Raw genomic sequence first — 23,380 nt, 5'->3', positions numbered from 1 at the left:
CCATTTCAATACCGATACATCATGCCCGGAGACTCTTTACAGATCAATACCAAGGCCACAGCCCAGAATACATTTGATGCGATCGTCGTAGGTTCGGGAATCAGCGGAGGGTGGGCTGCCAAGGAATTATGCGAGAAAGGATTAAAGACCCTCGTGCTGGAACGTGGTCGAAATGTTGTACATATTAAAGATTACGGCGATACAGCTAAAGATCCCTGGGAACTGCCTCACCGCAACGGCCTTGACCAAACCGATAGAACGCATAGCCCCATTCAAAGCAAATGTTATGCTTATGATGAGGTATCTGCCCATTTTTTTGTGAACGATAAGGAGAATCCCTATACACAGGTCAAACCATTCGACTGGATCCGGGGCTATCATGTCGGAGGACGATCTCTGATGTGGGGGCGCCAGTGTTACCGGTGGAGCGATATCGATTTCGGAGCGAACGGCAAGGATGGTCATGGAGTGGACTGGCCCATACGGTATGCTGACATCGAACCATGGTATGATTATGTGGAACCATTTGTAGGGATCAGCGGCTCGGTGGAAAACCTGCCGCAATTACCCGACAGTAAATTTATGCCGCCGATGGAAATGAACTGCGTGGAGGAATATGCCGCCGAACGTATCAATAAAGGATTTGCAGACGGCAGACGAATGATCATCGGGCGGAGTGCCAATCATACGCATAAAATCGGGGACCGCGGCCCTTGCCAGTACCGTAACAAATGCCACCAGGGCTGTCCCTTCGGTGGTTATTTCAGCAGTAATTCAGCCACACTTCCTGCGGCAATGAAGACGGGCAATATTACCCTTCGTCCTTATTCCATCGTATTGGAAGTGATCTACGATAAGGATAAAAAAAGAGCGAAAGGAGTTCGGATCCTGGATTCGGAGACCATGAAAACGGAAGAATATTTTGCGAAGATCATTTTTTTGAATGCCTCTACCTTAGGTACTGCATCGATCCTGCTGAATTCCGTTTCAGATGTCTTTCCCAATGGGTTTGGCAATAACAGCGGACAGGTAGGACATAATCTGATGGATCATCATTACGGTGTCGGAGCGGGAGGGGATTTTGATGGGTTCAAGGATAAATATACCTATGGACGCAGACCGAATGGGATCTATATTCCCCGGTTCCGCAATATCAATGAGCAGACCAAACGAAGTGATTATGTGCGGGGTTTTGGGTACCAGGGCGGGGCAGGAAGGGATCGCAGCGATTGGGCCGATGGGATAGGGGTCGAACTGAAAGGACAATTGACCGAGCCCGGTAACTGGGGGTTCGGGATTGGCTCCTGGGGAGAATGCCTGCCATACTTCGAGAACAAAGCGACCTTAAATAAGGATAAAAAAGACAAATACGGGCTTCCTACTCTCGATATCGATTGTGAATTCAAGAACAATGAAAAAGCCATGCGAAAGGATATGATGAACAGTGCCGCGGAGATGCTTGAAAAGGCGGGGATCAAAAATATCAGCACCTATGACAGCGCGCCCGCACCTGGTTTTTGTATCCACGAGATGGGTACGGCCAGGATGGGGAAAGATCCGAAAACTTCTGTGCTCAATAAATGGAACCAGGTACATGAGGCGCAGAATGTATTCATTACTGATGGTTCCTGTATGGCCTCTTCCGCCTGCCAGAATCCTTCGCTGACCTATATGGCTCTTACCGCCAGGGCTGCAGATCATGCGGTGCAGGAACTGAAGAAAGGGAATTTATAAAGAAGGGTTTATAAGGCCGGGTAATTCATGGATCGCATACAGGGGCAAATTGGTCAGCCAATCTTCTTTTCTGAAATCCGACATAGACGTTCTGATGCAAGTAGCCGGTTTAAATTGTTGGAAGAAAACCTTAAGGCTTTTCGCCATAAGACTTTCTTCGGCTTTGACCTCCACCGGGATGATCTGTCCCTGCAATTGGAGCAAAAAATCGATCTCAGCACTTCCATTGTCTGCCGACCAATAATAAGTAACCCAATCGGGGTGGGTAATCAATTGTTGTAAAACATATTGTTCGGTGAGTGCCCCTTTGAATTCCTGAAAAATGCTATTTCCTTCCAGTAGCGTTTTACTATCGATATCACCCATGGCTGCCAGCAAGCCAATATCGGAAATATATAATTTGAAGGCGCTAAAATCCTCATAGGCCTTTAAGGGGATAGCTGGTTTTGTAGCCCGGTTGACTTTATGGACCAGTCCGCAGTCAATCAGCCAGGATAGGGCCAGTTCATAATCCTTTGCCCTGGCGCCCTGTTTGATGTGGCTATATATGAATTTTCGGTTTTCCTTTGCGAGTTGAGCAGGTATAGAATTCCAAAGCATCCTTATCCTGGGAACGATTTCGTTGGGTGCATGTTTGGAAAAATCCTGTTCATAGGCGGCTAATATTCGTTTTTGAATATTCCTTACTTCCTTAAAATCGGCCCCGGCGGCAAAGTCCACAACTGCCTCGGGCATTCCACCGACATAATAATATTGTTTTAAGAGCTCGATGTATTTTGTTTTAAAACTTTTGATAATATCCCAATCCATGCTTTTAAGGAGACTTACGAGCGGTTCCTCCCCAAGCGGTTTCTGTCCGATCGCCATCAAAAATTCGGGAAAACTTAATGGATGCAGATCTAAAAATTCTACTTTTCCTACCGGGAAGGAACTGTGTTCATGAAGGGCGACTCCCAATAAGGAACCGGCAGCCAGGATATGGTATTGCGGTGCATTCTCATAAAAATATTTCAGGCTGGTCAGCGCTTCGGGAGCCTCCTGGATTTCATCAAAAATCAGTAGCGTGTTTTCTGCCTGGATATTGAAGCCCGCTTCAATGCTCAGTGATCGAATGATCCTGTCAATGATAAAGTCTCCTGAAAAAATAGCTCTTAATCGCTGATTTCCTTCGAAGTTGAAATAAGCCGTTTGCGGATAAGACTCTGCTCCAAAAGTCTTCATTAGCCAGGTTTTGCCAACCTGTCTTGCCCCCCGGATGATCAGCGGTTTCCGTTTCGGTCGGGTCTTCCATTCCTGTAAAGCCTGTAATTCCGTACGTTTCATACCTAAAGATACACAAATACGTACGTAAAAATGTAAAAATCAACATAAATTCGTACGTATTTCTGTTGATTTAGTTTTAAAATATTGATTATCAACTATGTTATAAATATATTTTTTTGTCCTACTTAACCAGCTTCGTCCTGGCCGGCTTAACCGTCTTCAGGAAATTATAAATAGCCGTTAATTCCTCATCTTTCATGCGACCGAAGGAATTCCAGGGCATAGGGCTGTTGGGGATCAATTTACCCTGACGGAAACGGCCGATGAATTTTTCCCTGGACCAGGAAAAGATCCTTCCGCCGGAATGGGGTGTCAGGTTAGGGGTAATAAATCCATCGATATTGGCACCGCCTGCAAAAGGCTCTCCGACAAACTTACCGGCAAGATCTCTTTTGGTATGACAGCCGCTGCATTCTGCGACGTTCATGGCCAGGTATCTGCCATAGACGGCAGTCGTATCCGGAACTACAGATTTGGGTACTTCCCCGGAAGGCCCTGCAGGGTTTACTAAAAATGCTTTTACCAGTTTGCCCATTCCGTTCAGCGCATGATCCGGTACAATATTGGTGACAGATTTTTGCGAACGGAGGTAAGAAAGAATGGCGGTCAGATCTTCATCACTGGTATTATGAAAAGGCATAAAATCGAAGACGACGGTCCCATCCGGATGGACCCCGTAACGCAGAGACCGGGCAATTTCTGCATCGGAATAGTTACCTATTCCGGTCTCTTTATCGGGGGTAATATTTTTGGAGTAAATGGTCCCGACGGGAATGCGGAAAGCTATGCCGCCAGTTAACGGTACTTCCTGGCCGAGATGGATCAGGGAATCGGAATTAAGCGTACTATGGCAATCTATACAATGGGCTGAGCTATAAACCAGATGTCTGCCCCGGGCAATGATGGCCGAATCGGAAGAGGTTACAAGCGTGGGATAGGGGGCTTCGTATTTTAAATTTTGCCTCCCCAGTACGGTGATCGTAAGACCGGTAACTAACAACAATAAAATAAGGAATGTCCATTTGGCTATTTTCTTGAATCGGCGCATAAACAATGACAGGATTTTTTTAAACCTGCCGCAAAATAGCCGCGGAATGGACTAAGAAGAAGGACGTTATGCATCAACTGTCGGGAATGCAGCTTGAACTGCCGGAAAACCTGATCGGGAAAAAGATTAAATTAAACATTATTTTGCTGCCCTTCTTCCGCCTATCAGCGACCAGGAAATCCGGAAAGAAAGCATATTCTGGGAAGGATCGCCGGAGATAAAAAGATGGGTGTAACGAAGCCCGAAATTAAGGGGAATCGTAGGGGAAGGCAGAATATAGCCCAATCCCAGGCCTCCAACAGGGCCGGAAATCTTTTGATCGATCTCCTTTCCGGATGCGTCGTATAAGGGAGATCCATAGGCATCCGTTTTAACGATATCGGTGCCCCCAAAGGCATACCCTCCGTTCGGTTCTATATAGAACCCTGTTCCGCTGCCATCCAGAAAATGACGATAGCCTGCCAGGATCGGGGCAAAGGCTAAATGATTGCTGCCTGAACCAAAGTAGTACAGTCCGACCTCCAGGCTGACCTCACCGTTATTGGGAAGTGAAAACCCTCCATGCAGAAACGTACCGAAACCGGTAGCGGAAAAGCCTTTCGAGAACAAATGCGCAACTTCCACCTGTGCCCGGAGGGAGGATACCAGGAGAACGAATAAGGATAACAGGGCAAGTTTTCTGATTCCGGTCATTTCGCAGATAGTTTAAAAGCCATAAACGGAAGACCCGGTCATTTTAGTGTAGACAGGAAAGTGTAAAAATTGAAATTTAATCCTTACCTTGATTGACCTAAACAACTAATAACCAAGGGCCTCCAAATTGGCTCTCAACAGACCAAAAAAATATATGAAAAAAATAATCTATTCCTTCGGGATCAGCGTTTCCCTTTTAGCCTTTACAGCCGCGAGGTACAGCGGACCCGCCAAACCCGCCAGTATGCCTGCAACGACGTCTGAGGCCAGGTCCGCTTCCATATCCGGAATAACTGTTTCGGACCAGGATGAAAAGGCCGGCTGGATATCCTTATTCGACGGGAAGTCCCTCACTAATTGGAAGGTGGGCAACAATGCAGAAACTTTCTCGGTTGAGGATGGCAAGATCGTGGTTCATGGGAAAACGGCCCATTTGTTCTATGTTGGAGATTTTAAGGATCATAATTTTAAGAATTTCGAATTAAAGGCCGATGTAATGACGGAGCCGGGCTCCAATTCCGGGATCTATTTTCACACCCAATACCAGGAAAGCGGATGGCCCGATAAAGGGTTTGAGGTACAGGTGAATAATTCGCATACGGACTGGAAAAGAACGGGTAGCCTGTATGATATAGTGGATGTAAAGGAAGTTTATGTAAAGGACAAAGTTTGGTTCACGGAGCATATCATCGTAAAGGGGAAAAGGGTTGTCATAAAGATCAATGACAAAACGGTAGTTGACTATACAGAACCGGAAAATGTCAAACCACCGGAAGATCATCCCGGACGGCTTATCGGAAGTGGCACTTTCGCGTTGCAAGGCCATGATCCAAAGAGCATCGTATACTTTAAAAATATAAGGGTAAAGCCTTTGGATTAGGCTCTCCTGAAGTATTATTGAAGTCTACCTAAATGTCTTCATAAAAGCAAAACTGCCGGGAAACCGGCAGTTTTGCTTTTAGCAAAAATCTTCTCCATCCGACAAATAAGGATCGCTGATGTCGATCTATCGGGCTGCCTTCCTGATAATTATTACATTTAGCGTATGAAACGTTCTGCTGTTTTCTTCCAAAAAATGTTGCCGGTTGCGATTGCTTTAGGTACGGCCTGGGCCGCCAGGGGCCAGATCGGCCATGAATATGGCGCTGCCTGGGCAGGAGCTATAGGTGTATTGGCGGTGATCGTACTGTCCGGTCGCAGTGATTGGTATGCTCGTTTGCCGGTTATTGCAGCGCTTGGCGCCATTGGCTGGGGAATAAGCGGCATTATCAGTTATGGAATGGTCGTAGGTTATGGGCATTCGGGAAATTACCTGAACGTGAGTTATGGGTTGATGTGCCTGTTCCTGATCGGCGGATTATATGGCTTCCTGGGTGGTGGTATTACCGGGCTTGTATTGGAGTCTTCCTCCGGAAACAAACCGGATTGGGCGATCCTTTTTACACAGCTATTTATTGGGGGGTATTTATGCTGGGGATTTTTTATCTACCAGCTGGAGTGGTTGATGACCCCTCCCCGGTCCGAACTATGGGCAGGTTGTTTAGGGGCAGCCCTTGCGCTGGGCTGGTATCTTTACCGCAATGGGTACCGGAATGCCCTAAGGACGGCCTTCTTCAGCGCGCTTGGAGCGGGTTTTGGATTTGGAACCGGTAATTTTTTGCAACGGATGGGACAGGCTTCGGGGATCCCTTTTAATTGGTGGAATGTAATGGAATATTCCATTGGTTTTTTTGGAGGATTGGGGATGGCCTATGGGGTTTTCTCCGTTGGCAACTGGCCGAAGACGAACGCTCCGGACAAAATTTCCAATAAGACCGGTTGGATCTTTCTGGTCATTCTGCTGCCGGTGATCAACCTGATCGAAGGCGTCAATACAAAAACCATGGCGCGCCTGGGAGAGCAGCTTCATTTCTCCGGCCCGGCTTCTTTCGCTTCCTCCTGGCAATGGACCTCATGGATACTGTCCATCGTTTGTATGATCGTGATCGGATTGATTGGTTACCGTTTTCTATACCGGTCCGTACCGCAAAAAAAAACAGCGCTTATCCTTACCCTGATCTACCTGACCTGGTATATCCTCATCAGTAATATTATCGGGGCGACCTGGTTAACGGCCAGGTTCAGCTCCCAGCATTTATATTGGGTGAACGTGGTGGTTTTGTATTTTCTGTTTCGGAGAAAGGAAACAGTTTCAGTGATGAACAGGGTACCCCCGGAACAAGATATTTTTACCGGAGAGCTCATTCCATACGGCACTACCTTATTAAAATGGTGGGCCTTTGCGATCCTTAGCATTTTATTTTTTAGTTATATCGCCATCTCATTCAGTCCGGCCAGCCCTCACGCGCAACTGCGTTTTTAATTTACCGCTTATATAAAACATCGTATTAGAATTAATAAAATATCAAAATCTTAGTAATTTTCTGGTTCTGCAAAAAATTATTCAAATGCATTCATTAACCAAACCAAGCAAACGATTCCTCCCGTTGGCCTTAACTGTCTTTACACTTACTTTTATTTACGTTACTGCAGCTTCTGCTAATGCGGGCTCATTCAACGCAGCACTTTCAATCGATTCTACCGGCAAGGACACGGTCAGGGTAAAATATGAAAACTTTAAAGAGTTACCCTTAAAGCCCCAGCGTAAGATCAACTTTACTACTACCGAAGGCACCTGGACCTCACTGGATATAAGTCCCGACGGTAAAACCATAGCGTTTGATCTGATGGGAGATATTTATACCATGCCTGCCGAAGGAGGAAAGGCAATTGCTGTAACCAGGGGGATCGCCTTCGATACGCATCCGCGGTTCAGCCCGGATGGAAAAAAATTACTCTTTACATCCGACCGGAGTGGATCTGAAAATCTCTGGTGGATCGATCTGGAAAAGAAGGACACCTTCCAGGTGACCAAAGAAAAAGATCAGAATTTCCCCAGTGCCACCTGGACGCCAGACGGCGATTACATTGTCTATTCAAAAGGCAAGATGGTGGTGCAGTTATATATGGTCCATAAGAACGGGGGGGGAGGTATCCAACTGATCGACGCGCCGCCAACTTTAAAGACGATCGACCCTGCCGTTAGTCCCGATGGCAAACTGATCTATTTTTCCCGGAGGATTGGTCCCTGGAATTATAATGCGCAGTTACCCCAATACCAGGTCGGCGTTTATGACCGGGAAAATGGAAAAAACAATGTGATCACCTCCCGCTATGGATCCGGGTTTACGCCGACGCCTTCCAAAGATGGCAAATGGCTGGTCTATGGAAGCCGTTTTGAAGATAAGACAGGCCTGGTGATCCGGAACCTGGAAACCGGGGATGAAAAATGGCTGGCTTACCCCGTCCAACGCGATGACCAGGAATCGATTGCTACCATGGGCGTTTTGCCGGGTATGGCTTTCACACCCGACAGCAAGACTTTGCTCGCTTCCTACGGAGGCAGGATACACCGGATACCTGTTGACGGCAGCGCTCCCACAGTGCTGCCCTTCAGTGTGGATATGCAGCTGGAACTGGGACCAAGGTTGGAATTCAAATATCCGGTTGTGGATACTGCTTTTTCGCTGGCTACACAGATCAGGGATGCGGTTCCTTCTCCCGATGGAAAAAAACTGGCCTTCACCGTTCTCGATCGTTTGTATGTCATGGACTATCCGGGCGGCACAGCAAGGCGGTTAACAAAGAACGATTTTACCGAGGCTCAGCCCAACTGGAGCAGGGATGGAAAATCCCTGGTTTTTGTAACCTGGTCTGCGGAAGGGGGAAGTTTGTACAAGATCAATATTTCCGGTACACCTGCGCTTCAGAAACTGACCAGCCAGGCAGGGTTTTTTCAAAACCCCGTATTTAATTATAAAGGCGACAGACTTATTTTTACCCGTAGCGGGGCGCAGAAATTCCGGAATTCGACCGAACCGGGTTATGACGATGCGGAAGATGAACTTTGCTGGATGGCTCCCACCGGAGGCGAGATCCATGTGATCGAAAAGGCGAATCAACGATTTAATCCGCATTTTGTCCAGGGAAAGGATGACCGGATCTTTTTGAATAATGATAAAGGTGACCTGGTTTCTATCAAATGGGATGGAACGGATGAAAAGATACTGGCACATGTTACCGGGATCACGACCTTTGGAATAAGTGTGCTGAAAAACGGCAGACCCGTTCAGGGGGATAATTGCCTGATGAATGAAGCCGATGCGGAGGCGACTGAAGTAAGTCAACCGACACCGGCTGGTTTCATAACCGAATCCCCAACCGGTAAACGTGCCTTCGCACAGATCAATAATGAAATATATGTATTCACTCTTCCCCAGACCGGCAAACTGACCAATATTTCCCTGGCAGATGCCGGCTCGGCCCAATTCCCTGCCCGCAAACTCACCGAATTGGGTGGAGAATTTCCCTACTGGGAATCGGATGGCAAAAAAGTACATTGGAGTCTGGGAAATGCCCACTTTATATTTGATGTGGATGCCGCCGAAGCTTTTGACGACAGTATAAAGATCGCCAAAAAGGCACAGGAGAAACATCTGGCCGATTCCCTGGCTGCTATTAAAGTGGATACTTCTGCAGGTAAGGGCGGCCTGGCGAAGGCAAAGGCCGATTCCGTCAAAAACAAAACCGATAGTATTTCCAAGGCCAAAACAGATAGCCTGGCCAAAAAAGGCGGGAAAAAAGAAGAGCCGAAGTTCAGGGCGGCAGAGACGGAAATAAAGGTCTATTACGCCAAGGATCAACCGCAGGGGATCATCCTGTTCAAAGGAGCGCGGATCATTACCATGGAAGGGGAGGAAATATTAGAGAACAGCGACATACTGGTGGAGAACAACCGGATCAAAGCAATCGGCCGGTCTGGAACACTGACCGTTCCTTCGGGGGCGAAGATCATCGATGCAACGGGAAAGACCATTGTGCCGGGTTTTGTGGATACGCATGCCCATTTATGGCCGCAATGGGGTATTCATAAGAACCAGGTTTGGAAATATGCGGTCAACCTGGCTTATGGAGTAACGACAACCCGCGATCCGCAAACAGCCACGACGGATGTGCTCACCTATGGCGATCAGGTAGATGCCGGAAAGGTCTTAGGGCCCCGTATCTATTCCACCGGCCCCGGAGTGGGTTTCTGGGATTATAATGTTAAGGATTCCGCTCAGGCCGAGGATATCCTGCGTCAGTACAGCAAATACTTTCATACGAAATATATCAAAATGTACCTGACGGGCAACCGCCAGCAGCGTGAGTGGATCATCATGGCGGCCCGAAATCAGCAGTTGATGCCGACGACGGAAGGAGGTCTGAACATTAAGCTTAATATCACCAATTTGCTGGATGGCTATCCCGGTCATGAGCATGCGATTCCGGTATACCCGCTTTATGGAGATTTGATCAAATCGATCTCACAGGCGCAGATGTGCGTTACGCCCACTTTGATCGTATCTTATGGCGGACCATTTGCGGAGAACTATTTCTGGGAAACTGAAAACCCTTATCACGATGCCAAGGTCCAGTATTTCTTTCCCTATGAAGAGTTAGCCGGCAAAACCAGAAGGGATAAAGCTGGCTGGTTTATGCCCGAGGAACAGGTCTTCCCCAAACATGCCAGAACGATGAAGGCCCTGGTGGAAGCCGGTGGCCTGGCCGGGATCGGAAGCCATGGCGAATTCCAGGGCATTGGCTATCATTGGGAAATGTGGGCCATGCAATCGGGAGGAATGCGGCCGATAGACGTGTTGAAGACTGCCACTATCCTCGGCGCTACGGGGCTTGGGCTGGATAAGGACCTGGGGAGTCTGAAAGCGGGTAAATTGGCAGACTTCGTCATCCTGGATAAAAACCCCCTGGATAATATCCGTAACACCAATACGGTTGTCTATGTCATGAAAAATGGCCGTTTGTATGACGGCAATACCTGTAATGAGATCTATCCCGCCAATCGGGTTCTGGATAAAAGCGAATGGTTCTTTGAGAAACCGTCGAATACGACGGGGGTAAAAGAATAATTATTCGGGATCGCTTTTTTTTATTTGCACCTTCTGCCGTTGATAATGGTTCTTTCTTTCTTCCTTCTCATCGTCCATATCCGGCCCCTTTTCGATCTTACGCCAATCGATATCTTTATGATATCGTTTCATAGCGACCCGGGGATCGAATACTTCTTTAGAAGGGAAAACCAGGTTATAAGGCCGGAAATCCGGCTTATCCGTAAAAAAATCCTGCAAAAGGGAGCCGGTTGCATCGTATTGGTTCACGTAAGGAACGTTGAGGATCGTATAGATAGTCTTTAGAATAGCCCCGAAGTTCGCATGTGTATGGGAAGTATATCCCCTTTTTATATAAGGGCCTGCCATCAATAAAATACTTCTGTGCGCGTCGATATGATCGACCCCTCCCTGCGGATCATCTTCGGTGATGATGACCAGCATATTTTTCCAATAGGGAGTCCGGGAAAGGAAATGAAGAATCCTTCCGACCGCCAGGTCATTATCCGCCACATAGGAATGGTGAAAGGGATAACCGTCCTTTGGCCTCGGACCCGCAGTATGGTCATTGGGAACCTGCATCGTGATCAGTGAAGGCATTTTGGTTTGTCCCTTGAGCCACATTTCGGTGAATTCCGATTCGAATTGTTCCATCCGGAATTGGTCTGGTATATTCGTATTAAAACCGGCATAATTATGACTGGTCCTGGGCCATAAAGCCTTTTGCATGGGGACCATGACCGCATGTGAGGCGCCGGTAGCCGTATCCATCCATTCTTCCCTGACATGGGCTGTTTCATTGGCTTCTCCGAAATTATAAAAGCTGACATGGCTGCGTTCCATTGCCTCCCACAATCCACCCCTTTCCGCATAATCCTCAGGGTCCATGCTACCGGTCGAACCCGGGAATCTCCGACCCGAAGCCTTCGAGAACAACATGGCCGTTTTATCCACGCTGGAATTCGTTTCCACCCATTCATTCGGAATGACGCCCATCATCCAATGATGTCCATGAATGGAGGCATCGCTGTCGCAATAATAATTATCCGCGAAGGCAAACTCCCTGGCGACTTTCAGGTGATTCGGCGCTACGTTTACATGAACAAGCGTTTTATCCTTTTCCTGAATGGAAACATTTATACCGTAACGGGCCAGCGACGAATCACCTTTACCTGAGCTCAGTTGGCCCAACACTTCATCATATGACCTGTTTTCTTTGGTGATATACACGATGTATTGGATGGGGCTTTTCCGGATTCCCTGTAAAGGAGGGAGAGGATTTTTTCCATCGTCGGCAATAAACTTCCGGATAAACGTATTGTCAAGCGACTGCCGGGTGTATGCAGCCAGTTGGGAAGCATCGGGTACCGGGATCTTTTGAAAAGTACCAAGCTGAATATCTCCGATATACGTACCCTGTACCGGGGCTGTAAAATTTTTCCCTCCATTGGGTCCGGCGCCATAACCGCGGCAGGTGATCACATATAAGTCCTTTTCGTCTCCGCTCAACAGGACCCTGGCCGGTCCCCAGCCTGTAGGAATCAATCCTTTGGTTACCTGGCTTTCAACGTCGATCACTGCGACAGCATTAAATCCCAGCAACGTGACATACAACGTTTTCTCATCCTTGCTCAGCGTAAGACCAAAAGGCAATAATCCCCGGTAGTGGTCGATAAGGCTGTCCACACGGATAGGGATATGCGCGACAATCTGATGGTTTCTGTAATCGATCACGGAAATATTATCATTGGTGGCATTGCTAACATAGGCGAACCGGCTGCCCACCGCCAGTGAATTAGGACTGGCTCCGCCCACTACTTCGGCGCCCTCCACCAGTTGTCCGATCTGGTGTCCGGGTTTGAAACGGTCTGTCACCCGGTTAGTGGCAAGATCGATGGCATACACGCTCATTGCCTCGGGGGCTAAAGGATCCCCGACGCCGGGGATCTTTCGGCCATGCCAGGTATACCCTTCCCGGGATTCCTTCGTATCGTTTCCATAAGGATGAAAGGGGAGTAATAAACTGTCAAAATTTTTTTCCGTAAGATCAGGCAGCAATGGGTAATCATACATGCCCACATTTGCTTCAAAAGCCGTTTGGTGATCGGGGCTGATCGCCAGCCCGAAGGGTTGTCTCCCGGTTTTTATCGAAGCTGTGATCTTTTTCGTTTGCAGGTCAATACGAACCAGCCTGAAATTCCCTCTGTCCAGGACCAGTAGTTCGTGACCCGGTTCATTGTAAAGTAGATCGGAGGTAAAACTGTCCTGATAATCCACAGAATCGACGATACCATTTAAGGAGATCGAATCAATCCGCTTAAGATTACGGATATCATAAATGAGAACCGCTCCATTATCCCCTCCACTGAGAAAGATGGTCCTGGAATCCGGGGCAAAAGCAACACCCAGGAAAGAACTTTTGGACAGCGGGGAGAGGATACGGCCATCATAGCTGGGCACCCGGATCTGATCCAGGGTACTATTATTGATAATGGTGAAAACCCCGTTATGCAGGGTGACCGTGGTCCTTCCATCCGGGGAAAGGGCCATCCCAAAAGGGTCGTGGGTTATTTGTATTGTTTTGCCTGCCGGGGTAACGTACCGGCCGCTTGGCAAAACGCTTTTTCCGGTAAAGTCAATATGCGTAAAGGCATCGGTTGCAGGGACGGTCAGGATCGCGACTTTCCCCGGAAGGCCCTGATCGGAGGTTTGTGCGCCAGAGGAGGCTGACATCAATAAAAAGAGTAGGACCGGAAGGGCAGAAAGAAGACGAAAACGGTTTGGTGACAGGCTAAAAAAGTTTCCTGCCAGGGGCTTGCTGTAATCAGTGCGCATATCTTCAAAAATAAAACCGAAATATACGCAAACTACCGGGGTTACCAGGGAGGATTTCTACAATTCCTCGAAATGTCCTGTACGTTTATTTTTCCTGACATTGTCCCAGGTAAAATAACGGCCGTTCATACATACATAGATCCCGGGGGAGAGTGACTGGACGAAGGCCAAAGCGCTGCCCAAATTAAAGAACCCGTCCGAGCTTCCGAATTTATAGGGGATCATGGCCCCGGTCAGGACGATCGTTTTGCCCGGTACTTTATCGGCGAGTAGGCGGGCGGTCACATCCATGGTATCTGTACCATGGGTAACGATGATCTGATCTTCTTCGGCCGCCTTGCATTGATGGGCGATCAGGTGGCGGTCCTCATCGGTCATGTGAAGGCTGTCGATCATCATGAGGGTCCTTACGGTAACATCCAATGTACTTCTGCTGCGTTGCAGCATTTCAGGCAGGTGGGTCTCCTTAAAAAAGAGCTGCCCTGTCAATTCATTATATTCCTTATCAAAAGTTCCTCCGGTTACAAAAATTCTGATCGCCATATTAAGGATAAAAATAATGGTTTTCCATGATATGGAAAATCAGGGGATTAGCAAGGTTTGTATCCCTTGTGTTAAGATATTAGGATAACCGGTAAAAAAACTGAAATAACAATTGGTACTTTGTTCGCTCATTGAAAAATTTGTAAGAATGGCCTATAAAAATAAAATAATTTCCAATCCTGTAACAAAGCAGGATATTCATTTTTTGCAGACGAGCAGGGATACGGAAGGAAGATTGCTGGAGATGGAAGCCACCTACCATGGCCGGTCCAAAGAACCTGTTGCCCATTACCACCCCTTCCAGGAAGAGGATTTTAGGGTGATTACAGGGGAACTTACTGTGAAGATCAATGGGAAAGACCGGCAAACGCTGAAGGCGGGAGACCGTTTGCATATTCCGTCCAACCAGGTCCATTCGATGTGGAATGCCGGTACCGAAAAGACCATTGTCAACTGGCAGGTTCGCCCGGCGATGGATACGGAAAACTTACTGGAAACAATGACCGGACTGGCGGTTGACGGTAAAACAAATGAATCGGGAATGCCGCCCATTCTACAGATAGCTCTAACTGCGGGAAGATTTGGTAGAGTGCTCCGTCTATCCAAACCACCCTTCCTGGTGCAAAAGGTCTTATTTAGCCTGCTTAAGCCCATTGCCTATTTGTCGGGTTATAAACCAGTCTACAAAAAATACCTGGTTTAAATATTCATTTGGCCGGTTGTTCCTTAATTCAATCAGCCGGGTGTTCTTTCAAAAATGCCAGGGCTTCTTCGGCATGTTTGGCGCCTTTCAGGGATGAGTTGTAGGTAAAAACGATCTTTCCTGTTTTATCCACAACAAAGGTCTTACGACCAGACAGAAAAAATTTGTTGGGTATGCCAAACGCTTTGAGGACCTTATTCCCAGAATCACTCAAAAGAGGGTAGGGGAGCCGGTCATTGGTCTGGAATTGTTTGTGGCTGGCCACCGAACCGCCATTAATCCCAACTATAACGGCCCCTGCCCTGGTAAGATCGCCGTAACGGTCACGAAAACTACAGGCTTCCTTGGTACAAATCATGCTTTCGTCTTTGGGATAGAAAAAAATGACCAGGCTGCTTTTTCCGATATGATCCGCGCTGTTAAAGACTTTCCCGTCCTGATCCGGCAATGAAAAGACTGGGATAAGGTCGCCTGTAGATAATTCTTTGTTTTTATTTTCCTGGCAGGAAACCACCGTGGAAACCAACAGCAGTAAATAACCGAGGGTAAGTATCTTTTTCAGCATATGGACAATTTAGTATATATTTAATGTCACAGTCTATTACAGTTACGTAAGCAAATAGTTGCCGGATGAAAAACCGGACCATAAATACCCTAAAGTGGGTATTTGAAATATAAGAAAAAAGACAAATATTTGTTTAGCCATTTATCCGCTCCCTTTGTCGCCTTTCCGTCCCTGGATCTCTTTAAAAATTCCTACTCTACACCTTCTTGTTTCGACGCATTCCATTATGAAATAATGATTGCCGGCATAACCGGGCCGGCACTTGGCTAAACCAGTAAGCGCATGAATGAACCTTTGACCGGAAATAAAAAAGAAACTGCCGAATGCATTTCCATGATCCAGCTGAAACAGATCATGCCGGGTGCTCCTGCCAAACCACTGAGTATTTATTATACGGAGTTTAACCGGCAGTTGCCCTTGTACCAAATCACCAAACCACTGAGGATTGCCGCATATATCGCCCAAGGCGCCCATGAGAGCGGAGAATTGCATGAGTTGACGGAGAACATGAACTATTCGGCTCCCCGGATCATGCAGGTCTGGCCAAGCCGTTTTCATACGCTTGAGGCAGCGCAGCCTTATGCTCATCAACCGGAAAAACTGGGCAATAATGTTTATGCCAACCGGATGGGCAATGGCGCTCCGGAAACCGGCGATGGTTATAATTACCGGGGCAGGGGATGGTTTAACGGCACCGGTAAAGGCTTTTACCGGAAGATCACCTTACTTACCCATGTCGATTTTCTGACAAATCCCGATCTCCTCTCCACGGCCAGATTTGCTGTGCTTTCCGCCTGCGAAGAATGGAAATCGAATAACCTGAACAGTTATGCCGACGCAGGCAATTTCAGGGAGATCACCCATCGGATCAATGGAGGATATATTGGCCTTAGTCAACGGGTTCAATATTATAACAAGGCGAAAAAAGCATTCGGGATCATGACATAATTATAACAACCCGTAAAAAATAATCCCAGCATGGCAAACGAACGTAAATCCAAAGCAGGACCAGGTAACGGAGACGGCAACGATAATGTTCCTGGCTTTACGCCGGGCAAAGCGAGCGATTCGGTGATCTCCCTTTCGCAGGCGATCCTGTCTCCGCTGGATGCCTTATTTAAGGCGCAGATCCATGCGGCCAGGTCTTTTCTGAACCTGATCCTGCAGATCGGTTACCCGAATATCCGGATCAACAAAGAAACCATGCTGCCTTTGCAGGAAGATCTGCAGGATGAGAACAGGAACAAACCATTTTATATCCCGTTCAATCATATTGTTAGCGATAATAACGGGAACAGCGCAAAATATGATATCAGCATACCGGCGCTGGCCCTGATCCCTTTTAATTCCCTGGCCATAGATTCGGGTGAATTTAAATTCGGGATGAACATCTCCTATATCGACAATCACCAGCAGGTCCAGGATTCCAGGATAGCCGACGGGGACGATCCGGATGGGAAAAGACCCTGGTTTCTCGTCAAGGATCCGATCAGTATGAAGGGGAACATTACCTCCAGTGCGGGGGCTAAAACCGGATCCAGTCAGGAGACGACTATCGATATCGTCATCAAAGTTTCCAAAAGCCCGCTTCCTGCGGCACTGGATAACCTGTTGACGCACCTGACCCAGCAAACGCTGATCAATACGTCACCGCCAACAGGAAGTGTGGTGCCTCCGGCAGAAATAAAGACCCCTCCGCCGGCTCCTAAAACACCCTAAAATAACAAGATTCTTTACTTAAAAAAACGAATATTATGGCAACAAGTACAACTCCGGCAATTCCCGCTCCAACGGCGTTCCCAGGTGCGGATTTCCAGGCCTTACCCCTGGATGCGGTTATTGCACAACCTTTATTGGCCGCGATTAAGGCGCAAAAGGCTTCTGCGGTGGCTACTTCGGATTTCATCAATTCCTTTATCGATGAGAAAGGAGTTCCCAGAATGGTATCTTTCAATTCGGAAGTAACTACCGGTACGGATAGTACAAAAAGCACCCAGAATGTGACGGTGAGCGCCCCGCTCTTATCGATCCTTCCCATTCCCAATCTGAAGATCGACAGCCTCACGATAGATTTTAAATACGAAGTGACCCAGACTCTCTCCAATTCCACGCAGAATGACAAGGGCGCGGATCTGGCTGCCAAGGCAGGCCTGGCCTGGTGGAGCGTCAGTCTGAACGGTCATATCAGCAGTACTTCCAAACAGGAATCGACGATGAACCGGAGCGGATTCCTGGAAATTACCGTACATGCCAGCCAGGCGCCTGTTCCCGAGGGGTTGGCCAAGGTACTTGACTTTCTTACCAATTCATTTTCGGTAAAGAATGTGTAAACATTCTTTTTGACCTATTCTTCCTATACATGAAGAAACCCATTCCCTTTGAGGAGTTTGTCCGGCATTTTACGGACCAGGTATCCCGGGCTGACAGGGATTTTAAATTATTGCAGAACTATTATCATAATAAATCCGATCTGTATAATCTGACGCCCGATGGGCTGGGGATCTCCGAAATCAGTATCCGGCTCTCCCTGAAAAGATACCGGCCCTGCTTTCTGGTCAGGTTATTCAGAAAAACTCCTCCGGAAGACCTGCTGAAGATCACACCGCCGGGTGAAGGCGAATTTGAGGTCACTATATCCATCAAAAGAGAGAACGCCTATCAGCAGCTCGATGCACAGGTTCAAGGCGATGAGGACCTGTCGGGGAAATTTGTAGTTTGACGAATACAGGGTACCACTATAACACAATTCGTTTTCCTTCGCTGGCTGACCTTTTGGCGGCTTCCAGTATCCGCACCACTATTAAGTTATTCTCCAGGGAGGAGAGATCGTTTTGTGGATCGGGGTTAGATCCGGATTGCGCTCCGCTCTTTATCCTTCCACTCAGAAAATCTTCGAGATAGGGTATATTATCATTATACCGGGCGGGTTTTACCGTCACCGAATCATAAGTCATTTTATCTCTTCGCTGAACAGCATTCCCATTCAGTGCATGCAGGTAACCGGTAGCTCCGAAGACTTCCAGATCCTTAATGCCGAAAGGCCAGTTCCAGGAGGCTTCGATAAGGCCGGTGGCGCCGGTATATTCCAGTAAAATGGTGGCATCGTCTTCCACTTTCGGATACACGGCTGGTTTGTAATGACGGGTAATGGCTGTGACGGCAATGGGTGCTTTACCTTTCATTAACCAGGTCATCAGATTGGCACCGTAACAGCCAAAATCCATCAGGGCGCCTCCGCCATTTTTTACCGGGTCAGTCAGCCAGCTTAAGAAATCAGGACTGCAACCGATTTCCTTAGGACCCTGATGACCGTCATGGACCACCATCTTACGTATTTCACCGAGCTCCTGTTTATCGTTCACCAGTTCATATATCTGCTGATTACTGTTATACCAGGTCGTTTCATAATTCGTGAGAATGGCAATATGGAATTGCCTGGCAAGGACCGCAATCCGGTCCGCATCTTTAACAGTTGTGGCGAGAGGTTTTTCTACCATGACCGGAATCCCTTCAGGGGCGCAGGTTTCCACCACCTTCAGATGTTCGGCAATGGCATTGTAAGCCAGAACAATATCGGGTTTGGTATGGTGAAGGAGAGCGGTCAGGTTTGGGAAAAACAGAGAGTCGGGTAAGGCATAACTTTTCTTATAACGTTGTATCAGTTGTTCATCTCCTTCTGCTATACCGACAATGATCACCTGACCTTTTTTATACTGGTTCATGACATTATGAACATGATCATGTGACAGCCCTGCGACGCCGACCCGTAGTACTTTTTGTGCTGTCACAGCGGAAATCCGTCCGGTAAGAAAAAAACAAAGAAAGACCAGGACATTTAAAGTCTTCCGGGAGCTGATCCAAAGAATATATAGAGGGTTCATCTGACAAGTTTTACGTTTCTTAAATGTAAGAAGGATTAACCGGGGAATTTTAAATTCTTGGCAAAGAACAGGTATTCAGGCATGTTATATTAAACAAAAACAGCATATCTTTAAATAAATCTTATTTTTATGGGCAAATTTGTCATTTCCAAAAGAGCGAACGGAGAATTTCAGTTTAACCTCAAGGCCTCCAATGGCCAGGTGATCCTCACCAGCGAAGGGTATACGGCAAAGGTCAATTGTGAGAACGGGATAGCTTCCGTAAAGAAAAATGCAACGGATGACAGCAAGTATGATCGAAAGACTTCTAACAATGGTAAACCTTACTTTAATTTAAAAGCAACAAACGGCCAGATCATCGGGAGCAGTGAAATGTATGAGAGCGAATCTGCCCGTGAAAACGGAATCTCCTCTGTAAAAACCAATGCGCCGGATGCGACTATGGAAGATCAGTCTTAAGAAGAAGACAAAGGTTTTTTAGATTTATCCCTACCTTTAAGGCTTAAAAAACGGCTATTATAAAAACCGGTGTCCTTAAAACAGCATTGATCCCATGGAGTATATCGTAAAGATCCTGTCTATAAAGAAAGTTACGCATGATGTAAAGAGTTTTCGGATAGAAAAACCTGCCGGTTACCAATTTATTCCCGGCCAGGCTACGGATGTTTCTATTAATAAACCAGGATGGAAGGATCAATTACGCCCCTTTACCTTTACGGCGTTGAATGACCAGCCTTATCTCGAATTCACGATCAAACGGTATGAAGACCATAAAGGAGTGACGGACCAATTACACCAGTTAGCACCCGGGGATGAGGTTATAATAAGAGACGTATGGGGCGCGATCTCCTACAAAGGGCCGGGCTATTTTATTGCCGGAGGGGCAGGGATCACTCCTTTTTTGTCCATCCTCCGGGAATTACATAAAGAAGACAAATTAGGGGGCAATACCCTTTTCTTTTCCAATAAAACCGCCGATGATATCATTTATGAAGAAGAACTGGTGGATATGCTGGGTGACCAGGCAGTATTCCTTATCTCCAAAGAGAAAGATTCTGGTTACCGGAACGAACGCATCGATGAGATCTTTCTCAAAAAAAATGTTTCCGATTTTAAAAAACATTTCTATATCTGCGGTCCTGATCAGATGATCCTGGATATTTCTGCGACACTTACCGGTCTTGGCGCCGAAACCGATGCCGTGGTTTTCGAAAAATAAGGGCATTCATTTTGTATCAATATAAAATTGAAGAACGTCGGCATATTCGCCCGATATTTGTTTTATCGCTTTGATGTGCCGCCCTTCCTCCTTAAATCCCAGCGCTTTATATAATCTGATCGCCTTTTCATTGGTATCAAAAACATTTAAAAATACCTTTTCAATATTTTTATTGTCTTTTGCCCATTTTAGTAACCTCTCCAACAAGGATAACCCGATTCCCAAACCCTGGAAATCCGGGTGTACACTAACTCCAAATTCTCCCGCATGGGAATTTTTTTTCTTATTGCCAGGAGAAAAAAACAGCAGCCCCAGGATCTGGTCATTATTCACAGCAATTAACGTTAATGCGTCAGGATGCTGGTTGGCCTTATTTATCCAGGTTTTCTCGTCCCCAACCGAGATCGTATATTCTTCCAGTGTCGTTAATACCTGGTCTGTTGAGGCGAAAAGATTTTTTGAATAGTTAATAATGTCTTCAGCGTCATTCTCATTCGGTCGTCTAATGATAAATGCCCGCCCGTCTTTTGTCAAATACTCGTTCATATTATTTTACTCCTTCCGTTATGAATACGGCGATATCTTTTATGAATGGGGTCATTTTGGCCATAAACAAGGTTGTTTTGCGATATACAATATAATCTTTTTGCTTAACTTCCGGATGAAACCAGGACCTTATATAATCTGAATAGTATAAAACCTGATCAAAAAAACGACTCTTCTATATGGAAAAACGACGCGATTTTATAAAAAAAATGGCCATTACTTCCACCGGCATGGCCCTTGGCAATTCCTTACTGAGTATGCCTGCCAAAAACTATCGGAATATCATGGGCGCGAATGAGCGGTTTCACCTGGCTGTCATCGGCGTGAACGGAAGGGGTACGAGTATGGCCGGAACAATTGCCGGTGATAAAAACGCGGAAGTGGCCTGTATTTGCGATGTCGATTCCGCGACCTTGCCCAAAGCGCTGAAAGCAGTGGCCGATGCGGGCCAGGTCAATGTCCCCCGGACGGAGGAGGATTGCCGTAAGGTGTTGGAAAATAAAAATATCGATGCGCTCTATATTGCTACCCCGGATCATTGGCATGCGCCGCTTACGATCATGGGTTGCCAGGCAGGCAAACATGTTTATGTGGAAAAACCCCTGAGTCATAATCCTGCGGAAGGCGAAATGGCCGTGGCTGCAGCCCGCAAACACAAAAGGGTCGTGCAAATGGGAGCCCAGCGCCGTTCGGCACCGATTATCCGGGAAGCAGTCGATCAATTGCAAAATGGCATCATCGGGCGTGTATACTTTGCCAAAGCCTGGTACACGAATAACCGAAAAGCCACCTTCCTTAAGCCGGGAACCGTTCCCGCCGGATTAAATTATGAGTTGTGGCAGGGCCCGGCGCCCAGAAAATCATTTCAGGACGGATTGATACATTACAACTGGCATTGGTTTTGGCACTGGGGTACTGGAGAGGCGCTGAACAATGGAACGCATGAGGTGGATCTGGCCCGTTGGGGGTTGGGAGTCGATTTTCCTACTCATATCGGATCGGTGGGAGGCCGTTATCAGTATAACGACTCCTGGGAAACGCCGGATACCCAGATCGTCACTATGGATTTTCCCGGCCGCATCTCCTTAATGTGGGAGTGCCGGAGTTCCAACGGACGAAAGATCGAAGGAGGAGACCGGGGGGTAATCTTCTACGGCGAAAACGGAAGCCTGGATACTGGAGGAGATGAATATAAAATATATGACCAAAATGGTAAGTTCGTCAGGGAAATAAAAGCCCCGGAATCATCAGGCATCGTGCAGGGGCGCAACACAACGAGTCCAAGCCTTGGGTGGGACAGTCTTCATGTGGCAGATTTTCTGGATGCCATCCGTAATGGCCGCTTGCCGAACTGTGATGTTGAGTTGGGGCATAAAAGCGTGTTGTCCATGCAGCTGGGTAATATTGCCTGGCGGGTTGGTCATGATCTGCATATCGATCCGAAGAACGGACATATCCTGAATGACGGGGAAGCACAAAAGTTCTGGAGCCGGACCTATGAACCCGGCTGGGAGCCGAAGGCATAGGTCCGGTTGAAGTAAAAAGTATCAAGCATTGAAGCGATTGTTGCCAACGGTTGAAAATGCCGGATTCATCTGGAAAAGATTTGTAAATTATGGTTTCTACAAAGATTAACCTCAAACTATGGATAAATTGATTAAGCCAGGTCGCATTTTCTTTTCCATCGCCCTTATCGTTTTCGGTATACAAAATTTCATCGTTGGCGATTTTGTAGCAGGCCGGGCTCCTGCCTGGCCGGCAGACGTACCCGGGAAACTCCTTTGGGCCTATCTTTCCGGGAGCATTCTTGTTATCGCCGGATTGGCCATCTTACTGGAGAAAAAGCCCCGTTTGGCCGGGTTACTTGTTGGAATCATGATCTTTTTATGGGCAGGATTGCGGAACCTGGTATTGGCCGGATCCAATCTGACTAACGGAGGAATCTGGGTAAATGCCGGGAAAGGCCTTGCGCTAACCGGCGGAGCTTTTATCGTGGCCGGATTATATTCTTCCGTTCAGGAAAACCATTTCAGCAAATTATTGGTGAACTCCCGGGTGATGAACAAACTCCTTCCGGTGAGCCAGATTTTTGTCGGTTTATTTCTTTTTATTTGCGGAATCGTTCATTTTCAATATCCGGATTTGGTGGCCACCCTGGTCCCTGCCTGGATTCCCGGTCATCTTTTCTGGGCTTATTTTGCCGGGGTATTGCTGATCGGGGGGGGGCTCTGTCTTATCTTTCGTATAAAAGAATCCCTGGTAGCTTTCCTTTCCGGGCTCATGATCTTCCTGTGGGTCTTTAT

The 23,380-nt window shown here is 47.2% G+C and carries 21 protein-coding genes; 13 read left to right on the top strand and 8 right to left on the bottom strand.

Annotated features, from left to right (window positions below; all coding sequences use genetic code 11):
* The first annotated feature begins 21 nt into the window (after positions 1-21).
* Entirely contained in the window at positions 22-1,734 is a 1,713-nt protein-coding gene (locus ACX0G9_RS16485; protein WP_459066035.1) for a GMC oxidoreductase, read from the top strand.
* On the opposite strand, the gene ACX0G9_RS16480 is transcribed toward ACX0G9_RS16485, so the two are convergent.
* From ACX0G9_RS16480 to ACX0G9_RS16470, 3 genes are all read right to left on the bottom strand, one after another.
* Entirely contained in the window at positions 1,729-3,057 is a 1,329-nt protein-coding gene (locus tag ACX0G9_RS16480) for an ATP-binding protein (RefSeq protein WP_459066034.1), read from the bottom strand. The two genes, ACX0G9_RS16485 and ACX0G9_RS16480, sit on opposite strands and share 6 nt — an antisense overlap.
* Positions 3,058-3,178: 121 nt before the next feature.
* Positions 3,179-4,105 carry a cytochrome c gene (locus tag ACX0G9_RS16475; protein ID WP_459066033.1) on the bottom strand — a complete coding sequence of 309 codons (927 nt, stop codon included), beginning with the start codon at positions 4,103-4,105 and terminating at the stop codon, positions 3,179-3,181.
* A 138-nt stretch (positions 4,106-4,243) separates the two neighbouring features.
* A complete protein-coding gene (locus ACX0G9_RS16470; protein ID WP_459066032.1) occupies positions 4,244-4,798 on the bottom strand; it encodes a hypothetical protein in 555 nt (184 codons plus the stop codon).
* Positions 4,799-4,952: 154 nt separating this feature from the next.
* Between ACX0G9_RS16470 and ACX0G9_RS16465 the strand changes: the two genes are divergently transcribed.
* From ACX0G9_RS16465 to ACX0G9_RS16455, 3 genes are all read left to right on the top strand, one after another.
* A complete protein-coding gene (locus tag ACX0G9_RS16465; RefSeq protein ID WP_459066031.1) occupies positions 4,953-5,678 on the top strand; it encodes a 3-keto-disaccharide hydrolase in 726 nt (241 codons plus the stop codon).
* A 165-nt stretch (positions 5,679-5,843) separates the two neighbouring features.
* Complete coding sequence (locus ACX0G9_RS16460) at positions 5,844-7,160, top strand: hypothetical protein (RefSeq protein ID WP_459066030.1); 1,317 nt, start codon at positions 5,844-5,846, stop codon at positions 7,158-7,160.
* Positions 7,161-7,245: 85 nt separating this feature from the next.
* The gene (locus ACX0G9_RS16455) at positions 7,246-10,806 is read left to right on the top strand and encodes an amidohydrolase family protein (protein WP_459066029.1); all 3,561 of its coding nucleotides are present in this window, start codon (positions 7,246-7,248) and stop codon (positions 10,804-10,806) included.
* Here the strand turns inward: ACX0G9_RS16455 and ACX0G9_RS16450 are convergent, their stop codons facing one another.
* Together ACX0G9_RS16450 and ACX0G9_RS16445 are read right to left on the bottom strand one after the other, a co-directional pair.
* Positions 10,807-13,620 carry a YncE family protein gene (locus ACX0G9_RS16450; protein ID WP_459066028.1) on the bottom strand — a complete coding sequence of 938 codons (2,814 nt, stop codon included), beginning with the start codon at positions 13,618-13,620 and terminating at the stop codon, positions 10,807-10,809.
* Positions 13,621-13,677: 57 nt separating this feature from the next.
* Positions 13,678-14,163, bottom strand: a complete 486-nt coding sequence (locus tag ACX0G9_RS16445; RefSeq protein ID WP_459066027.1) for an asparaginase domain-containing protein — start codon at positions 14,161-14,163, stop codon at positions 13,678-13,680.
* Positions 14,164-14,311: 148 nt separating this feature from the next.
* On the opposite strand from ACX0G9_RS16445, the gene ACX0G9_RS16440 reads away from it, so the two are divergent.
* On the top strand, positions 14,312-14,866 hold the full coding sequence (locus tag ACX0G9_RS16440) for a cupin domain-containing protein (protein WP_459066026.1): 555 nt from the start codon (positions 14,312-14,314) through the stop codon (positions 14,864-14,866).
* Between the two features lie 28 nt (positions 14,867-14,894).
* Here ACX0G9_RS16440 and ACX0G9_RS16435 read toward each other — a convergent pair whose 3' ends face one another.
* Positions 14,895-15,431, bottom strand: a complete 537-nt coding sequence (locus ACX0G9_RS16435; protein WP_459066025.1) for a peroxiredoxin — start codon at positions 15,429-15,431, stop codon at positions 14,895-14,897.
* A gap of 282 nt (positions 15,432-15,713) precedes the next feature.
* On the opposite strand from ACX0G9_RS16435, the gene ACX0G9_RS16430 reads away from it, so the two are divergent.
* The 4 genes from ACX0G9_RS16430 to ACX0G9_RS16415 are packed head-to-tail and all read left to right on the top strand — an operon-like array spanning position 15,714 to position 18,150.
* The gene (locus tag ACX0G9_RS16430; protein WP_459066024.1) at positions 15,714-16,379 is read left to right on the top strand and encodes a glycoside hydrolase family 19 protein; all 666 of its coding nucleotides are present in this window, start codon (positions 15,714-15,716) and stop codon (positions 16,377-16,379) included.
* Positions 16,380-16,409: 30 nt separating this feature from the next.
* Entirely contained in the window at positions 16,410-17,150 is a 741-nt protein-coding gene (locus tag ACX0G9_RS16425; RefSeq protein ID WP_459066023.1) for a DUF2589 domain-containing protein, read from the top strand.
* Between the two features lie 35 nt (positions 17,151-17,185).
* On the top strand, positions 17,186-17,761 hold the full coding sequence (locus ACX0G9_RS16420; RefSeq protein ID WP_459066022.1) for a DUF2589 domain-containing protein: 576 nt from the start codon (positions 17,186-17,188) through the stop codon (positions 17,759-17,761).
* Positions 17,762-17,790: 29 nt separating this feature from the next.
* Entirely contained in the window at positions 17,791-18,150 is a 360-nt protein-coding gene (locus ACX0G9_RS16415; protein ID WP_459066021.1) for a hypothetical protein, read from the top strand.
* A 16-nt stretch (positions 18,151-18,166) separates the two neighbouring features.
* Here ACX0G9_RS16415 and ACX0G9_RS16410 read toward each other — a convergent pair whose 3' ends face one another.
* Entirely contained in the window at positions 18,167-19,312 is a 1,146-nt protein-coding gene (locus ACX0G9_RS16410; protein WP_459066020.1) for a Gfo/Idh/MocA family protein, read from the bottom strand.
* Positions 19,313-19,441: 129 nt separating this feature from the next.
* On the opposite strand from ACX0G9_RS16410, the gene ACX0G9_RS16405 reads away from it, so the two are divergent.
* Together ACX0G9_RS16405 and ACX0G9_RS16400 are read left to right on the top strand one after the other, a co-directional pair.
* On the top strand, positions 19,442-19,771 hold the full coding sequence (locus ACX0G9_RS16405) for a YegP family protein (protein WP_459066019.1): 330 nt from the start codon (positions 19,442-19,444) through the stop codon (positions 19,769-19,771).
* Positions 19,772-19,865: 94 nt separating this feature from the next.
* Positions 19,866-20,531, top strand: coding sequence for an FAD-binding oxidoreductase (locus ACX0G9_RS16400; protein WP_459066018.1), 666 nt, complete (start codon positions 19,866-19,868; stop codon positions 20,529-20,531).
* Positions 20,532-20,537: 6 nt separating this feature from the next.
* Here ACX0G9_RS16400 and ACX0G9_RS16395 read toward each other — a convergent pair whose 3' ends face one another.
* The gene (locus ACX0G9_RS16395) at positions 20,538-21,077 is read right to left on the bottom strand and encodes a GNAT family N-acetyltransferase (protein ID WP_459066017.1); all 540 of its coding nucleotides are present in this window, start codon (positions 21,075-21,077) and stop codon (positions 20,538-20,540) included.
* A gap of 179 nt (positions 21,078-21,256) precedes the next feature.
* On the opposite strand from ACX0G9_RS16395, the gene ACX0G9_RS16390 reads away from it, so the two are divergent.
* Together ACX0G9_RS16390 and ACX0G9_RS16385 are read left to right on the top strand one after the other, a co-directional pair.
* On the top strand, positions 21,257-22,603 hold the full coding sequence (locus ACX0G9_RS16390; protein WP_459066016.1) for a Gfo/Idh/MocA family protein: 1,347 nt from the start codon (positions 21,257-21,259) through the stop codon (positions 22,601-22,603).
* A 118-nt stretch (positions 22,604-22,721) separates the two neighbouring features.
* Positions 22,722-23,380 (top strand): hypothetical protein (locus tag ACX0G9_RS16385; RefSeq protein WP_459066015.1); only part of this gene is annotated, 659 nt, incomplete at its 3' end.

Source organism: Flavitalea flava (assembly GCF_054461575.1).
The sequence above is the reverse complement of the archived record's forward strand: the minus strand, read 5'-3'. Positions and strand labels throughout refer to the sequence as shown.